Origin of the sequence: Afipia massiliensis, from assembly GCF_001006325.2 — a bacterium.
In the GTDB taxonomy this organism is placed as follows: Bacteria; Pseudomonadota; Alphaproteobacteria; order Rhizobiales; family Xanthobacteraceae; genus Afipia; species Afipia massiliensis_A.
On the sequence record NZ_LBIA02000001.1, the window covers coordinates 2150905 to 2166258 of the forward strand.

The 15354-nt window shown below is 62.1% G+C and carries 18 protein-coding genes and 1 tRNA gene; 8 read left to right on the forward strand and 11 right to left on the reverse strand.

Annotation, left to right across the window (positions count from 1 at the left end):
• Positions 1-103: 103 nt before the first annotated feature.
• Positions 104-991, reverse strand: coding sequence for an N-formylglutamate amidohydrolase (locus YH63_RS10220; RefSeq protein ID WP_046827696.1), 888 nt, complete (start codon positions 989-991; stop codon positions 104-106).
• A 232-nt stretch (positions 992-1223) separates the two neighbouring features.
• Between YH63_RS10220 and cpdR the strand changes: the two genes are divergently transcribed.
• The 4 genes from cpdR (at position 1224) to YH63_RS10240 (ending at position 3983) form a co-directional block, all read left to right on the forward strand.
• Entirely contained in the window at positions 1224-1586 is a 363-nt protein-coding gene (gene cpdR, locus YH63_RS10225) for a cell cycle two-component system response regulator CpdR (RefSeq protein ID WP_002713397.1), read from the forward strand.
• A gap of 106 nt (positions 1587-1692) precedes the next feature.
• Positions 1693-1767: transfer RNA gene (locus YH63_RS10230), tRNA-Val, on the forward strand.
• 133 nt (positions 1768-1900) lie between these two features.
• On the forward strand, positions 1901-3664 hold the full coding sequence (locus YH63_RS10235) for an outer membrane protein (protein WP_046827695.1): 1764 nt from the start codon (positions 1901-1903) through the stop codon (positions 3662-3664).
• Between the two features lie 106 nt (positions 3665-3770).
• Entirely contained in the window at positions 3771-3983 is a 213-nt protein-coding gene (locus YH63_RS10240; protein ID WP_046827694.1) for a hypothetical protein, read from the forward strand.
• A gap of 70 nt (positions 3984-4053) precedes the next feature.
• Here YH63_RS10240 and YH63_RS10245 read toward each other — a convergent pair whose 3' ends face one another.
• Positions 4054-4377, reverse strand: a complete 324-nt coding sequence (locus YH63_RS10245; protein WP_046827693.1) for a polyhydroxyalkanoic acid system family protein — start codon at positions 4375-4377, stop codon at positions 4054-4056.
• 168 nt (positions 4378-4545) lie between these two features.
• Here YH63_RS10245 and YH63_RS10250 point away from each other — a divergent pair, with 168 nt between their 5' ends.
• Positions 4546-4743, forward strand: coding sequence for a DUF3606 domain-containing protein (locus YH63_RS10250; RefSeq protein WP_046827692.1), 198 nt, complete (start codon positions 4546-4548; stop codon positions 4741-4743).
• Between the two features lie 117 nt (positions 4744-4860).
• Here the strand turns inward: YH63_RS10250 and YH63_RS10255 are convergent, their stop codons facing one another.
• From YH63_RS10255 to YH63_RS10285, 6 genes are all read right to left on the reverse strand, one after another.
• Positions 4861-5361, reverse strand: coding sequence for a tetratricopeptide repeat protein (locus YH63_RS10255; RefSeq protein ID WP_046827691.1), 501 nt, complete (start codon positions 5359-5361; stop codon positions 4861-4863).
• Positions 5362-5580: 219 nt separating this feature from the next.
• Positions 5581-5952: a CsbD family protein gene (locus YH63_RS10260; protein ID WP_046827690.1), complete on the reverse strand. Its 372-nt coding sequence runs from the start codon at positions 5950-5952 to the stop codon at positions 5581-5583.
• Positions 5953-6086: 134 nt separating this feature from the next.
• Positions 6087-6911 carry an alpha/beta fold hydrolase gene (locus YH63_RS10265; protein ID WP_046827689.1) on the reverse strand — a complete coding sequence of 275 codons (825 nt, stop codon included), beginning with the start codon at positions 6909-6911 and terminating at the stop codon, positions 6087-6089.
• Positions 6912-7214: 303 nt separating this feature from the next.
• Positions 7215-7814, reverse strand: a complete 600-nt coding sequence (wrbA, locus tag YH63_RS10275; protein ID WP_046827687.1) for an NAD(P)H:quinone oxidoreductase — start codon at positions 7812-7814, stop codon at positions 7215-7217.
• Between the two features lie 56 nt (positions 7815-7870).
• Positions 7871-8569: a pirin family protein gene (locus YH63_RS10280; protein ID WP_046827686.1), complete on the reverse strand. Its 699-nt coding sequence runs from the start codon at positions 8567-8569 to the stop codon at positions 7871-7873.
• A gap of 70 nt (positions 8570-8639) precedes the next feature.
• Positions 8640-9389 (reverse strand): SDR family NAD(P)-dependent oxidoreductase, encoded by a 750-nt coding sequence (locus tag YH63_RS10285; protein ID WP_046827685.1) that lies wholly within the window; start codon positions 9387-9389, stop codon positions 8640-8642.
• Positions 9390-9521: 132 nt separating this feature from the next.
• Here YH63_RS10285 and YH63_RS10290 point away from each other — a divergent pair, with 132 nt between their 5' ends.
• On the forward strand, positions 9522-10436 hold the full coding sequence (locus YH63_RS10290; protein WP_046829611.1) for a LysR family transcriptional regulator: 915 nt from the start codon (positions 9522-9524) through the stop codon (positions 10434-10436).
• 82 nt (positions 10437-10518) lie between these two features.
• Positions 10519-12096 carry a gamma-glutamyltransferase family protein gene (locus YH63_RS10295; RefSeq protein WP_046827684.1) on the forward strand — a complete coding sequence of 526 codons (1578 nt, stop codon included), beginning with the start codon at positions 10519-10521 and terminating at the stop codon, positions 12094-12096.
• 33 nt (positions 12097-12129) lie between these two features.
• Here YH63_RS10295 and YH63_RS10300 read toward each other — a convergent pair whose 3' ends face one another.
• Positions 12130-12870 (reverse strand): haloacid dehalogenase type II, encoded by a 741-nt coding sequence (locus YH63_RS10300; protein ID WP_046827683.1) that lies wholly within the window; start codon positions 12868-12870, stop codon positions 12130-12132.
• A 58-nt stretch (positions 12871-12928) separates the two neighbouring features.
• Between YH63_RS10300 and YH63_RS10305 the strand changes: the two genes are divergently transcribed.
• Positions 12929-13927: a Bug family tripartite tricarboxylate transporter substrate binding protein gene (locus tag YH63_RS10305; protein ID WP_046827682.1), complete on the forward strand. Its 999-nt coding sequence runs from the start codon at positions 12929-12931 to the stop codon at positions 13925-13927.
• A 6-nt stretch (positions 13928-13933) separates the two neighbouring features.
• Here YH63_RS10305 and YH63_RS10310 read toward each other — a convergent pair whose 3' ends face one another.
• The gene (locus YH63_RS10310) at positions 13934-14416 is read right to left on the reverse strand and encodes a YbaK/EbsC family protein (RefSeq protein WP_046827681.1); all 483 of its coding nucleotides are present in this window, start codon (positions 14414-14416) and stop codon (positions 13934-13936) included.
• Positions 14417-14469: 53 nt separating this feature from the next.
• A complete protein-coding gene (locus tag YH63_RS10315; protein WP_046827680.1) occupies positions 14470-15339 on the reverse strand; it encodes an amidohydrolase family protein in 870 nt (289 codons plus the stop codon).
• Positions 15340-15354 lie beyond the last annotated feature (15 nt).

Here is a 15354-nt window from a genome sequence, read left to right on the forward strand (position 1 = left end):
AGTGGCCCTTTTTTTCTGTCCGGCGATGGGGGAAGCAAACGCCGGCATTGATTCATCATGCACAGGAAAAATTTCGCGCGCTGAAACAGGCGCGGGAAGACGCCTATTCGGCTGCGGCCTGGAATGGCCCGAGACTGTCGAGCGGGATCGCGGCCAGTGCCTCGGCGAGCACGATGAAATCATCAGCCACCTTGCGGAATTGCGGGCCACGCTCGCGCCGCCGCTCGTCCATGTAGATCGCGCGGTTGAGTTCGAGCTGAATCGTATGCAGTCCGCTGGCCGGGTTGCCGTAGTGTTCGGTGATAAAGCCGCCTGCGTAAGGCTTGTTGCGGCCGACCGAATACCCCTGCGCCGTCAGCGTTTCCTCGACGACATCAGGCAACAGGCTTGCGCAGCTTGTGCCGTAACGGTCGCCGATCACCACGTCGGGACGCTTCGGCTCGTCACGCGACACGCCGACCGACGGCATCGAGTGGCAATCGACCAGGACGACCGTGCCGAACGCCTGATGCGCCTTGTTGATGAGGCGACGCAGCGCACGGTGATAAGGCTTGTAGAGCGCCTCGATCCGGTTCAGCGCGTCCTCGACATCGAGGCGCTCGAAATAGATCTCCTGGCCGTCGCCGACCACGCGCGGAATCGTCCCCAGGCCGCCCGCGACCCGCATCGAACGGGTATTAGCGAAGCTCGGGAGCCGGCCCGCGAACATGCGCGGATCGAGCTCATAAGGCTCGCGATTGACGTCCACATAGGAGCGCGGAAAATTCACCCGGACCATGGGAAATCCGCGGCCGGTGAGATCCGCGATGATTTCGTCCATGAACGAATCTTCCGAACGGCGCAGCGCAGCCTCATCGATGCGGGAAGCGGCCAGAAACTCGCGCGGATAGACCGATCCTGAATGCGGGGAGTTGAAGATGATCGGCGCGCGCCAGACCGGCGGCTCGATAATTTCGAATGGAGGCGACAACTCGTCCTCGAACTGGGTCATTGCCACCTCTCTACTTCGCCATTCGCACCCGCGGCGTTATTTTTGCCGCTGCTGAAATGCCTGACCAGACAACACATTTTCGCCGGAAAAGCGGGTGTTTTGTGCAACATCATTGTCCGCAAACCTAACCGATCTGCCAATAGGAACTTCGCCTTCACCCGAAATTTACTACCGTGCGGGCAAATAGAGGGCAGGGGACTTTCTCCATTCACGGGATTTGACGACCAGCGCCATGCAGCACAAAATTCTCCTTGCCGAAGACGACAACGACATGCGCCGCTTTCTGGTCAAGGCACTGGAGAATGCAGGGTTTCAGGTCTCGTCCTACGATAACGGGCTGTCAGCCTATCAGAGGCTGCGCGAAGAGCCTTTTGAAATGCTTCTAACCGACATCGTGATGCCGGAGATGGACGGGATCGAACTGGCGCGCCGCGCCTCCGAGCTGGATCCCGACATCAAGATCATGTTCATCACCGGTTTCGCCGCCGTGGCGCTGAATTCCGACTCCGAGGCGCCGAAAAACGCCAAGGTGCTCTCCAAGCCCGTGCATCTGCGCGAATTGGTCAGCGAAGTGAACAAGATGCTGGCGGCCTGAGGCGGCTGTCGATTGGGGGCGATTTGCCCCGAAAACACGGTTTCCCGTCCTTGCCTGCGGCGATCCAAGCCGATATAGGGACGCATCCCGGCACCAGTGGTCTTAAGGGCGCGTAGCTCAGCGGGAGAGCACCTCGTTGACATCGAGGGGGTCACAGGTTCGATCCCTGTCGCGCCCACCATCCTTTCTTCTCAATGCGCGCAGCTGCGTGACCTTGCAGAGACACTCCTGGTTTGAATCTCGGCCCGCGAACGTGCGCCGATTGTAACCCACAGACTCCCCCTCTACGACTTCTTCGGGGACTGGGGGATTTCATGACCAAAACAGCCGTTTTTTCGGTGATCGCGGTGCTTGCCTTTTCGGCGCTGCCCGCATCTGCGCAAACTGCCCGCGATATTGCGCTTCGGGTTTCACCTCCGGCCCCGGTGGCCAATCCCCTTTCGTGGGGCGGCCTTTACATCGGCGCGGGTTTTGGCCGCGAAAAGAAATCGCTCGATCAGGGAACGGCCTACCAGACGGTCACGCCAAGTGGGCCTGGCTTCGCGACGAACGAACCGATCCCGTTGCAGAACACGAATTATCTCAATCGCGGTCACGTTCTTGGGGGATACCTCTGGCAGTACGAACGGCTTTTGCTCGGAGCCGAGGGAGACTATTCGTTCGGCGACCGTGTCCCGACTTCGATTCCGTTCGGGCCTGAGCCCGGCGCATGCGGCGTGGGAACGACCGGCAACTTTATCTGCGGCAGCCCGACATCCTTTGGCTCGGTCGAAACGATGGGACATTTGCGCGCAATCGCGGGCGTTGCCATCAGCCCGAACCTGATGGCTTTTGTCAGCGGCGGTGCCGCCTTCGGCAAGAGCGATACCGTCGGCTCCCATGTCGGGTTCTTTTTGACGAGCAGCCCGAGTCTACCTGTTCTTGTCACCGGAAACTCTTTAGCTCCGAACAAGAATCTGGTCGGCACATCCATCGGCGGCGGCATCCAGGTGAAAGCCAGCCAGAATCTCGTCGCCCGGCTCGAATATCTGAAGGATACCTACGATGGCGTGGTGACGAGCGGCGCAGCCGTTCAGGCCAATCTCGGCGGCACACTCGTGACGATGACGTCGCCGAGCGAGAAAGTGAAAGTGACCAACGAAACCATTCGTGCGTCGCTGATCTATCGCTTCGATCCTGACATGTCGCCATCTTCGGCCGCCGCCCTCGGCTGGCAGTCGTTCACGACCGATCCCGCGCTTTATGCCAACACATGGGCAGGCTTCTATGTCGGCGGCGGCATCACCCAGAATAATTACAGGGTCAGCCAGGACAGCGGCATGACGCTGACCATCGATGACAGCAATACGCCCGGCTTGGACGTGTCCAAACAAGGAGGTTTTGCACGAACGATGGATCGCACCGGCGATCACCTTCTTCTCGGCTATCGCGCGCAACTGCACAGGTTCTGGCTCGGGGTCGAAGGAGATTTCGAGTTCAATTCGCTCTCAAGTCTCGCGAGCAGGAAGAGCCCCGGACAGTTCGGAGGCCCGGGGGGAGGTAACATGACCTGTTATCTCCAGTTCACGAACACCACTCATTGCCTCGGGTTGTCGATGCAGGGAAATCTTTCCGTCGAAACCAAAAATCACCTTCGTCTGATGGCCGGCTTCGTCATCACACCTCAACTGTCCGGATTCTTCTCCATCGGAAAGTCCTACGGCGTGGTCGCGGGCAGCCTTGGAACGAGCGCCGGCGGCATCGTTTCTGTCCCGCCAAGCTGGCCACTCGTAGGGGCCGCAACAGTCACCCGGACTTTTGCTCCCGAGAACCTGATCGGCAACACGATCGGCGGCGGGTTTGAATTCAAGGCGACGGAAGATCTTTCCATCCGGGGCGAGTATCTGCGCGACACGTATGCGTGGAAGCATCTCGGGGGCCACGGCGCAGGCTTTGGCGGAACCATTGGCACTGTTACCACCAACTCCTTCGCCGCGACGGCCAGTGAACATAAGATCGTGAACGAAGCCTACCGGGTCTCGCTGGTCTATCGTTTCCTGAATCCGCAGAGCGATCGGTTCTGTTCGTTCTGCTGGTGATCTTCGTTGCAGGCAATCGCGCCTGCCGGTCCTGAGATCGGCGGGCGTTTTCTTGTGTGCGGAACTCTCAAGGCGCTGCCGCGTTGCATGTGTCGGAGGACCTGACATGCGAACTTTTCTGGGAATGGTACTGGGCTGCCTGCTGACCATCGGCGTGGTTTATGTGCACGATTCGATGGCGACATCGACGGTCGCCAGCGGCGCATCGGCGGGCACGTCGCGCCAGATCGTGAACTGGGACGTCGCCGCCAGCGAGTGGGGACAGGTCAAGGAGAATGTCCGCACGACGTGGCTGAAGCTCACCGCCAGCAGCGGTTAGAGACTTCCCTGACTCACGCGATTGACATTGGACGAGCCCGGCAGCAATGCCGGGCTTTTGTTCGGATGGATCAGACGTCCGTTGTCTTCTTCTCCAGCATGCGCGTGGCGCGGGATCGGATCGTCGCCTGAACGCCGTGCGCCAGGCCCGCAAGCAGCCAGGGCAGCGTCACTTCGACTTTGACGTGATCCTCCGCGACATCGACCGTTCCGCTGACCTGCTGTCTCAGCGCCGTCAGCTGAAACGCGAGACGATCGCCGCTCCAGATCTCCTCGTTGATCTGGAGAATCTTTGCGTATTCCGAACGGACGCTGCCGAGCCCGGCTTTCAGGCGGCGGGCCGCTTCCTCCTTGCCGAGCTTGTGGGGAATGGAGACGATGAACGGTTGAGCCAATGTCGTGCCTCGGAACAATGCGATCCGCGTTTCGGGGCCGACTATAGCAATTCGGGCTCCGCGACGGCGGAAAATAACCCGGCCCGCGGTCCCGGCGGCGTTTCATCTTCATTAACGCTGAGGCGTGCGGCCGCGTGCGGCGCAGGCCTTCTCGTGCTATTTTGAAGCATGCTCCGCCTTGTGACAGTCGCGTCCGTGCTGTCGTCGAATACTGGTGCGCGTCCCGCACCTGTGATCGACACGACGGATGACGCCGCCACGGGCTATTGGGCTTACCGCCTCAGCGTCTCGCCGCAGGATCTTGCCGCTGCGATCGAGGAGGTCGGACCCGCTGTCGCCGCGGTGCGCCGGCATCTCGGCAAATAAACATCTTCCGAGCAAACAAAACTCGCCGAGTCGTGGCGAATGGGCGCACGCAAAAGCCCGGCGCGGGGCCGGGCTTGAATTCGCAAAATCAGATGATCGGTTGAATTGGCAGTTCCATCAATCGCATTGCTGGTAGCCGGACGAGGCGCACTTCTGCGCCTTTGCACGTGCTTCCGCGACCTGCTGTGAGCTGAGCTGGCTGGACACGGCTGCGAGTTCTTTCTTGGCCTCGTCATTCCCCTGCGTCGCGGCGATGTCGTACCACATGTACGCTTTTTCGATGTCGTCGGATTCTTTGCCTTCGCCTTTGTAGTACAGGCTTCCCAGCAGGACCTGCGCGTCCGTATTGCCCTGCTTCGCGGCAAGCCGGCTCCATTTCTGCGCCTGCTTGCGGTCTTTGGAGACGCCCAGTCCCATCTTGTGCATCAACGCAATTCGATACTGCGCGACGGCGCTTCCCTTTTCCGCCAGCGGGCGAAACAGTTTCGCCGCGGCGGCATATTCCTTGCGCGCAAAAGCCTTCACGCCGTCTTCCCACGTGCCCGCCTGCGCGACAGGAGCACTGACAATCAATCCGAACGCAACGACCGCCGCAGTCAATCCAGTCAGTCTGAACATTTGCAAGACCCCGTTCCCCGATGAAATTCAGCAAGTATGGAATCCCATATATCCTGAACGTCACATCGGCACAACGCGGACACGACGTCTCTGCCGATCGGCGGGCTTCGCCGGCAGACGAAAGTGTCGTGCAAACATTCTCAATCCGCGCACGCGTCCCTTGCGCATGCCAAGGCGCGCGTTGATACGCGCGCCTTTCGCTCAATGCGTTATCCTGAATCAGTAGTAGTCGCGCAACGATCTGCGGCGGCGCGGCTGCCGGTTCAGCATCAAGGCCAGCGCGAAACCGACCGCGCCCGCGACAAGCAGCGCGCCGAGCGGCTGTTCGCGAACGGTAGATGCCATCGCCTTGCTGCCGTCACGATAAGCCCGGCTACCGGTATCGAGCGCGTCCTTGGCGTAATCACTCGCTGCATCGCCGATGTCGCGCGTGGCGTCCTTGGCCTGGCCGTACAGATTTTGCACGGTTCCCGCGGCTTCGCGCGTCCGCCCCGAGGCTTCGGTTGATGCATCGCCGGTTGCGCGGCCGAACGCGCCTTCCACCTTGCCTGCGGCGTCCTTCGCGGCGCCTGTGATCCGATCCTTGTCCATCGTGTTGTTCTCCGGGGTGATGGACCGACAACGGTCCGACCTGCCATGGGTTCCGTCTGAAGGCGCCGCAATCTCTGAACAATTAAAAAACGGCCCGCTTAATGAGCGGGCCTTTTCGCAGGATTCGTTGTCTGTCAGCTTTTGATGAACGCCAGCAAGTCGGCGTTGATCGTCTCGGCTTCCGTCGTTGGCATGCCGTGCGGAAAACCCTTGTAGGTTTTCAGCGTGCCGTTCTTCAGCAGCTTGGCGGATAGCGGTCCTGAATCGGCATACGGCACGATCTGGTCGTCGTCGCCGTGCATCACCAGCACCGGCACAGTGATCTTCTTGAGGTCTTCGGTGAAATCCGTCTGCGAGAAGGCGACAATGCCATCATAGTGTGCCTTGGCGCCGCCCATCATGCCCTGCCGCCACCAGTTCTGAATGATGCCTTCCGATGGTGTCGCGCCGGGACGATTGTAACCGTAGAACGGCCCTGCCGGCAGATCGCGATAGAATTGCGCGCGGTTGGCGGCAAGCTGCGCCTGCAATCCGTCGAACACTTCTTTCGGAAGACCGCCGGGATTGTTCGCGGTCTTGACCATGATCGGCGGTACTGCGCTGATCAGGACGCCCTTGGCGACGCGGCTCTCGCCGTGACGCGCGATATAATGCGCGACCTCACCGCCACCCGTCGAGTGACCGACATGCACTGCATTTTTCAGATCGAGATGCGCGGTCAGCGCGGCCAGATCGTCGGCATAGTGATCCATGTCGTGGCCATCGCCGGTCTGGGTCGAGCGGCCGTGACCGCGCCGGTCATGGGCGATGACGCGAAAGCCTTTGCTCAGAAAGAAAAGCATCTGCGCGTCCCAGTCGTCAGCCGAGAGAGGCCAGCCGTGGCTGAAAACAATGGGCTGTCCCGAGCCCCAGTCCTTGTAAAAGATTTCAGTGCCGTCCTTGACCTTGATCGTCGGCATGGTGCTTGCTCCGTCTTGCCTCAAAACAACAGAATAACCCGGCGGAGAGGAACCTAGCTTTTTCCGATGGCAATTGCGCGGCCGTCATTGGTCGTAGCCGCTTGGCACCTGCCGCAGTGCCGATCCAGCCCTATCGTGCCGCGCAGGACCGTGCGGCGAAGTCCTTTGCACATCCAGTTTCGCGCCAGCGCGCGCATCGGTCCGCGCGCAAGATTGAACAGATGTATCGCGTCGATCATGGCGTCTCTCTATTTCGTGAGTCATGGAAATGGCGGCGCTGTTGCCAGCGCCGCCGCTTGTCGTTTAGCCGTGGAGCTTCTTCGCGGTTTCCGCGATGGTGCGGCCCTGATAGCGCGCGCCGTCGAGTTCGTTCTGGCTTGGCTGGCGGCTGCCGTCGCCGTCGGTGATGGTGGTCGCGCCGTAGGGCGCGCCGCCGGTGACTTCCTTGACGCCCATCTGGCCGGCGAAGCCGTAATTGAGGCCGACCACGACCATGCCGAAGTGCAGCAGGTTGGTGATGATCGAGAACAGCGTCGTCTCCTGGCCGCCGTGTTGCGTGGCGCTCGACGAGAACGCGCCGCCGACCTTGCCGTGCAGCGCGCCCTTCGCCCACAGACCACCGGCCTGATCGAGGAAGTTCGCCATCTGCGACGACATGCGGCCAAAGCGGGTGCCGGTGCCGACGATGATCGCGTCGTAGTTCACGAGATCGTCGATCTTGGCGACAGGCGCGGCCTGATCGACCTTGTAGTACGACGCCTTGGCGACGTCCGGCGGAACCAACTCGGGCACGCGCTTGATGTCGACGGTGGCGCCGGCTTCGCGGGCGCCCTCGGCGACGGCATTCGCCATCGCTTCGATGTGTCCGTAGGCGGAATAGTAAAGTACGAGAACCTTGGCCATGATGGCTTCCTTCAGTTTTCACGGTAGAGGGGAGTCTGCTGGCGGAGGGATGCGGCTTACGCCGCATCCACCAGCACGAGTTCGGTGTCTTCGAGCGCGGTGATCTTCACCGAAGCTTCCTTCTGGACGGCGACGCCATCGCGGGTGTTGGCGCGCACGCCGTTCACCTCGACGCTGCCACTGGCCGGCACGAGATAGCCGTAGCGCTTCTCGCCGAGAGTGTACTCGGCGGTCTCGCCGGCCTTCAGCGTGGTCGCGAGCACGCGCGCATCGGCACGGATCGGCAGCGCATCGTTGTCGGCCTTGAAGCCGCTGGCGATGGTGACGAACTTGCCGGAGCGATCAGCTTTCGGAAACGGCTTCGCGCCCCAGGTCGGCTGTCCGCCGCCCTGCGTCGGTACGATCCAGATCTGGAAGATCTTGGTCGTCACCGGCTCAAGATTGTACTCGGAGTGGCGGATGCCCGAGCCTGCGCTCATCACCTGCACGTCGCCGGCTTCAGTGCGTCCCTCGTTGCCGAGCGAGTCCTGATGCGTGATAGCGCCTTCGCGCACGAAGGTGATGATTTCCATGTTGGCATGGGGATGCGCAGGGAAACCGGTGTTCGGCGCGATTTCGTCGTCGTTCCAGACGCGCAGGCTGCCATGGCTGATGTTGGCAGGGTTATGATAGCTGCCGAACGAGAAGTGATGCCTGGCCTTGAGCCAGCCGTGATCCGCACTGCCGAGTTTGTTGAAAGGGCGAAGTTCGATCATGGGATATTCCTTCACTGAATGTGCTGAGGGGACCGCCGGGCGCGTGATGCGCTGGCGTTATCAATCTGGATCAGGCGCCGAAGCCGCCATCGACATTGAGCACCGTGCCGGTCACGAACGACGCGCCGGGGCTGGCGAGAAACACGACACCCGCGGCGATCTCTTCAGGTTTGCCGTAGCGCTGAAGCGCATGCAGCGTGCGCTGCGCTTCCGAGCCCGGACCGTCAGCCGGATTCATGTCAGTGTCGATCGAGCCGGGCTGCAGCACATTGACGGTGATGCCGCGCGGGCCGAGGTCGCGTGCCGCGCCCTTGGTGTAGCCGACGATCGCAGCCTTGGTGGCGGCGTAGTCGGCCATCCCGGGAAATGACGCGCGGGTGGCGATGTCCGAACCGATGGTCACGATGCGGCCGCCGTCGCCCATCAGCTTCGATGCGGAGCGGATGGCCGTTACGACGCCGTCGAGATTGACAGCGTACTGGCGGTCGAACGCGGCGGTATCGCTGTTCGGATCGTCGACAGCGCCGGTCACTGCGACGCCCGCATTGTTCACGAGGATGTCGAGACGGCCGAAATGCTTGGCGACGTCCTTTACCAACTGATCGACTTCGGCGCTGTTGGCCTGATCGGCCTTGAAGGCTTTCGCCTCGACGCCCTTGGCCTTCAGGTCGCGGACGACCGCTTCGGCCTTGTCGGCGGACGCCGAATAGCTGATGGCGACGTTGGCGCCTTCATCCGCCAGCGCCCTTGCGCTTGCTGCGCCGATGCCGCGCGATCCGCCGGTCACGAGTGCGACTTTGCCTTTGAGGGACTTGGACATTGGATGTCTCCTTGACTGGAGTTCACGTGTTGAATTCGTCGATGGGGTATGGATAAGCACTCCCGTTTGGTGCACAAATAGAAACTATTGAAACTCATTGTTTCTATTTGTGACACTTGAAGGATGGCCAACATGTCCAGGCTCCCGGACTTCGAGGCGCTCGCGATCTTCGCGAAAGTCGTGGAAATGCGGTCGTTTGCAGGGGCAGCGGCGGAACTAGCGCTGTCGAAAGCGACCGTGTCCAAGGCCGTCAGCCGGCTCGAGGAACGGCTCGGCGCGCGGCTGTTCAACCGCACCTCGCGGCAACTCGCACTGACCGATGCCGGCCAGAAACTGGCCGAGCGCGCGGCGCAACTTCTGATGGACGGCGAGGCTTTGGAGAGCGAAGCGCTGGCGCAATCATCCGTCCCGCGCGGGCTGGTACGCTTTGCGGTGCCGATGACCTTCGGCGTCAGGGTCATCGCGCCGCTGCTGCCGGAGTTTCTCGCCGCTTATCCAGAAGTGTCCATCGACCTGCATCTGAGCGACGCCATGGTCGATCTGATCGGTGACGGTTTCGATGCCGGTATCCGCATCGCGCGCCTGCCGGATTCGTCACTGGTCGCGCGCTGGCTCTGCGGCATGCGGCGCTACACGGTGGCGGCGCCCTCCTACCTTAAGAAGCATGGCCGGCCGACCCATCCGATGCATCTCGCCGACCACAAGTGCTTCGGCTACGCGTATCTCTCAACCCCGGGGGTCTGGCACTACGTCAATACGGCGGGCGAGCAGGCGACGGTAAGGCCGTCGGGGCAGTTGCGCGTCAACAACGGCGAGGCGCCGATGCCGGCGTTATTGGCGGGGCTCGGCATCGCCGATCTGCCGGACTTCATTGTCGGTGACGCCATCGCCGATGGCCGGCTCGAGGTGATCCTCAAGGACTGGAAGCAGCCAGAAGGCGCAGTGCATCTGGTGATGCCGCCGGGCGGGCCGCGTCCGGCGCGTGTCGAAGTGCTGGCGGAGTTTCTTGCCGAAAAACTCGGCCGCACCAAGCGCGCGGCGAGATAGGCATGTGTCACATTCCCGGCGAGGGGTGGATCGGCGCGGCAAGTCCGCGTAGTCTTGACCTCCATTCTCGAAGGTTTCCCTGATGCGCAATTTCATCTCGCCGTCCCGCTCCATCGCAGTGGGGGAACGCGGCATGGCCGCGACCTCGCACCCTCAGGCGACTCTCGCCGCGCTCGACATTCTCAAAGCCGGCGGCAACGCCATGGATGCCGCCATCGCAGCGGTTGCCTTGCAGGGCGTGGTCGAGCCGCAGATGACCGGCGTCGGAGGCGACTGTTTCGTGCTGTATTCGCCGAAAGCCGGTAAGCCGGTGGCGCTGAACGGATCGGGCCGCACGCCGGCGAAGACCGATCTCGCGGCGACCATGGCCAAGGGCGCGAAGGCTCTCACGCCGACGTCGATCGAGGGCATCACCATTCCCGGCGCCATCGATGCCTGGTGCAGGCTTGCAGAAAAGCACGGCAGCAAATCGCTGGAGGAAATTCTTAAACCCGCGATCGACGCCGCCGAAAACGGTTTCCGCATCACGCCGCGCGTCGCCTTGGACTGGTCGCGCAACCGCGCCCGGCTCGAAAGTAATCCCGCGGCGAAAGAACATTATCTGCCCGGCGGCGTTGCGCCCGCCATTGGCGACCGGCGCAGCCAGCCCGCGCTCGGCAGGACGCTGCGGCGCATCGCGCGCGAAGGCCGCGCCGCGTTTTACGAGGGCGAAGTAGCGGAGGAGCTTGCGAGCGTGCTGCAGGGTCTTGGTGGTACGCATACCGTCACGGATTTTACCGCGAACGCGCCGGAAGATGTGACGCCGATCTCCGCAAGCTACGGCGGTCATGAGATTCTCGAATGTCCACCGAACGGGCAGGGCCTCGCGGCGCTGATGATCCTGCGCATGCTGGCCGGCTACGACATTAAATCAATGTCGGAGGTCGACCGCGTGCATCTGCTGGCGGAAGCGAGCAAGGCGGCCTACCGCGCGCGCGATGCGTTCTTCTGCGACCCCGCGCACGGCAAGGTCGATGCGGCGCACTTTCTCTCGGACGCGTACATCGGCGCGATCCGCAGCAAGATCGACATGACCCGCGCCAGTGCGGCCGTCGACTGGGACGACATCGAACACAAGGATACGGTCTACGTCACGGTGGTGGACCGTGATCTGAATGCGGTGTCGTTCATCAATTCGTTGTTCCAGCCGTTCGGCAGCGGCATCTACGCGCCGAAGTCAGGCGTGCTGCTGCACAATCGCGGCTGGGGCTTCCGGCTCCAGCCGGGTCATCCGAATGCGCTTGGACCGAACAAGCGGCCGATGCACACCATCATTCCGGGCATGGTCATGAAGAACGGACGCTGCATGATGCCGTTCGGCGTCATGGGCGGCCACTATCAGGCCACCGGCCACGGAAATTTTCTCTCCAACGTGTTCGACCTCGGCATGGATATTCAGGCGGCGTCGGAAGCGCCGCGCTCCTTTGCATTCGAAGGCGTGCTGTCGCTGGAGCCGACCTTCGGCAAAGAGATCGGCACTGAACTGGCTGCGCGCGGGCATGATGTGAAATGGGCCGACGCCGCGATCGGCGGTTGTCAGGCGATCTGGATCGATCACGAACGCGGCGTCTTGCTCGGCGCAACCGACCATCGCAAGGATGGTGTCGCGCTCGGCTTCTAGCCGCGTGCCTCAACACCGCAGCATTGGCGCGGGTTAGCCGGAAGCCACAAGCTTCGGCAGATCCGCCAGCGCGCCAATGCGATAGTCCGGTTCCAGGCCGTACTCATCCATCTGCATGCGGATCGCCTTGAACATCGACAGCGGGCGGACGAGGTCGGCCTTCACGAACTCGGCTGCCATCGCCTGCGGCGTCACGCGCTCGATCCATGCCACGTTCAGGCCGAAGGCCTTGGCGCCGCAGGTGTCGAACGGATTGGATGAGACGAACAGCACCTCGTGCGGCTTCACGCCGAGGTTCTTTTCAATCAGCTCATAAGTGCGCGGCGACGGTTTGAAGATTTTCGTCGTATCGATGCTGATGGTGGCGTCGAGAATGGTGTCGAGGCCGGTGTTGCGCACCAGCGCGTTGAGCATGTCGGTGCTGCCATTCGACAGAATTGCAAGCTTCTGGTCTTTCAATCCTGCCAGCGCCTGCTTCGCATCCGGATAGAGATCGAGGTGGACATACTTGTCCATGATGCGCTCGAACATCGCGGCATCGAATGTCAGGCCAAGCGTCTTCAGGGTGAAGCTCAGCGAGTCCCGGGTGATGACCGAGAAATCCTCGTAGCGGTCCATCAACGAGCGCAGCCAGGTGTATTCGAGTTGCTTCAGCCGCCAGATCTGGCTGATCAGCTCGCCGTAGCCGGGAAAGGCCTCGTCGGTAACGGCGGCGACCGACTGCACGTCATAGAGCGTGCCGTAAGCATCGAACACAACGGCCTTGATCGTCATCTGCGCTTCCTTCAGGGTGTGGCGATAAAGAATAAAAACAAATTCTCAGGGAGGCTTCATGAATCGGCGCGAGGTTTTGAAGGCGGCCGCTGTTCTGCCGCTGTCGCAGGTTGCATTGCACACGCTCTCCGGCACTTCCCATGCGCAGGCGGCTTGGCCATCGCGCAACGTCTCCATGATCGTGCCGTTTCCCGCCGGAGGACAGGCGGATCTCGCGGCGCGTCCGGTGGCGCTGGCGCTGGAGCGCATTCTCGGCAAGTCCGTGATCGTGGACAACCGCGCCGGTGGCGGCGGCGGTTCCGTCGGCAATGCGGCGGCCGCACGCGCCGAGCCTGATGGCTATACGCTGTTGATGACGCTCTCGTCGCTGGCGGTCTTGCCGGAAGCGGACCGGCTGTTCGACCGCCCCGTGGCCTATGAAATGTCGCAGTTCGCGCCGGTGGCGCGGGTGCTGGCCGATCCGACCATGCTCGCGGTCCCTGCGTCCGCGCCGTGGAAAACGGTGAAGGATTTCGTGGACGATGCGAAGGCGCGGCCGGGCCAGATTCCCTACGGCTCGTCCGGCCCCTACGGCACGCTGCATATCGCGATGGAAATGTTCGCGGCGAGCGCCGGGATCAAGCTGCTTCATGTGCCGTTTCGCGGCGCCGCGCCTGCGCTCAACGCGCTGCTCACAGGCACCGTGCAGGCGGTGGCCTCCGCACCGGGCACGCTGCGCGCGCAGGTGGATGCCGGCAAAATGCGCGTGCTGGCCGGGTGGGGCGCAAAGCGCGTCGCAAGCTTCCCGGACGTGCCGACGTTTCAGGAACTCGGCTACAAGGATGTCGAGTTCTACATCTGGGCGGGATTGTTCGCGCAGACGGCGCTGCCCGCGCCGATCATGACAAAGCTGCGCGAGGCGATGGGCGAGGCGGTGCGCGCGCCGGAAGTGGTGAGGACGTTCGAGACCGCAGGCAGTCCCGTCGCTTACATGGATGCGCCGGAGTTTGCGAAATTCGTGGAAGCCGACAGTGCGCGGCTGATCGCGGCGGTGAAGAAGATCGGCAAGGTGGAGTAGGGACGCTCACACCACCTCGCTCGGTTCCCGGACCTCGCTGACGTCGACCCATTCCGCGTTCGTCAGTTCGGCCATGCGCGCTGGCGAAATGCGCACGGCGCTGTTGATCGAGCCAGCTGCGGGCACAACCTCGCTGAACGCCTGCAGCGAGACGTCGCAATAAACCGGCAGCGGCGTCTTCAGCCCGAACGGGCAAATCCCGCCGACCGGATGGCCGGTGGCGTCCAGCGCCTCCTCGGCGTTGAGCATGCGCGGCTTGCCGCCGAACACCGCACGCGCCTTCTTGTTGTCAAGGCGGGCTGTGCCGCAGGTTACCAACAGCAGCACGCGGTCACCGACGCGCAGGGACAAGGTCTTGGCGATCTCCGCCGGCGTCACGCCAAAGGCTTCGGCGGCGAGTGTCACGGTCGCCGAGCTTTTTTCGGATTCAATCACGGCAATGTCGGGCGCGTTGTCAGCGAAGAACGCGCGAACGGATTCAACGGTCATGCTTTTGTAATTCCAAAACAACTGTTTGAGGTAGCCTTATGCCCGACCGGGCTTCAGATGCCCAGCAGCTTGCGTGCATTGGCCTTCAACACCTTGGGCCGCACCTCGTCGCGGATGTCGAGTTTCTCGAAATCCGCCATCCAGCGGTCGGGCGTGATCACCGGCCAGTCCGATCCGAACAGCATCTTGTCCTGCAGGATGGTGTTGACGTAGCGCACCAGGATCGGCGGGAAGTATTTCGGCGACCACCCGGAGAGATCGATGTAGACGTTCGGCTTGTGGGTCGCGACCGACAGCGCTTCCTCCTGCCAGGGGAATGACGGATGCGCGAGAATGATTTTCATATCGGGAAAATCCACCGCAACGTCGTCGATATACATCGGGTTGGAATATTTCAGGCGCATGCCGTTGCCGCCGCGCATGCCGGAGCCGACGCCGGTCTGGCCGGTATGAAACAGCGCGATCGACCCGGACTCGGCGATCGCCTCGTAGAGCGGATAGGCCATCCGGTCGTTCGGATAAAAGCCCTGCATGGTCGGATGAAACTTGAAGCCCTTGATGCCGTAATCGGCCACCAGTTTGCGGGCCTCGCGTGCGCCGAGCTTGCCCTTGGCGGGATCGATGCTGGCGAACGGAATCAGCACGTCGGAGTTCTGCGCCGCCAGTTCCGCCATCTCGTAGTTGTTGTAGCGGCGGAAACCGGTCTCGCGTTCGGCATCGACCGGGAAGATCACCGCGCCGATCTTCTTGGCGCGGTAATAGGCCGCGGTCTCGGGCACGGTGGGAGGATGCTTGTGCGGAGACTTGAAATATTCCGACATCGCGGCCTGAAAATCGTCGTAGCCGTCGTCGCCGTGGGTGCCGCATGGCTCCTCGGCATGGGTGTGGATGTCGATGGCGATCAGGTCGTCCGGATTAAGCATGCGCATGTCCCGGCT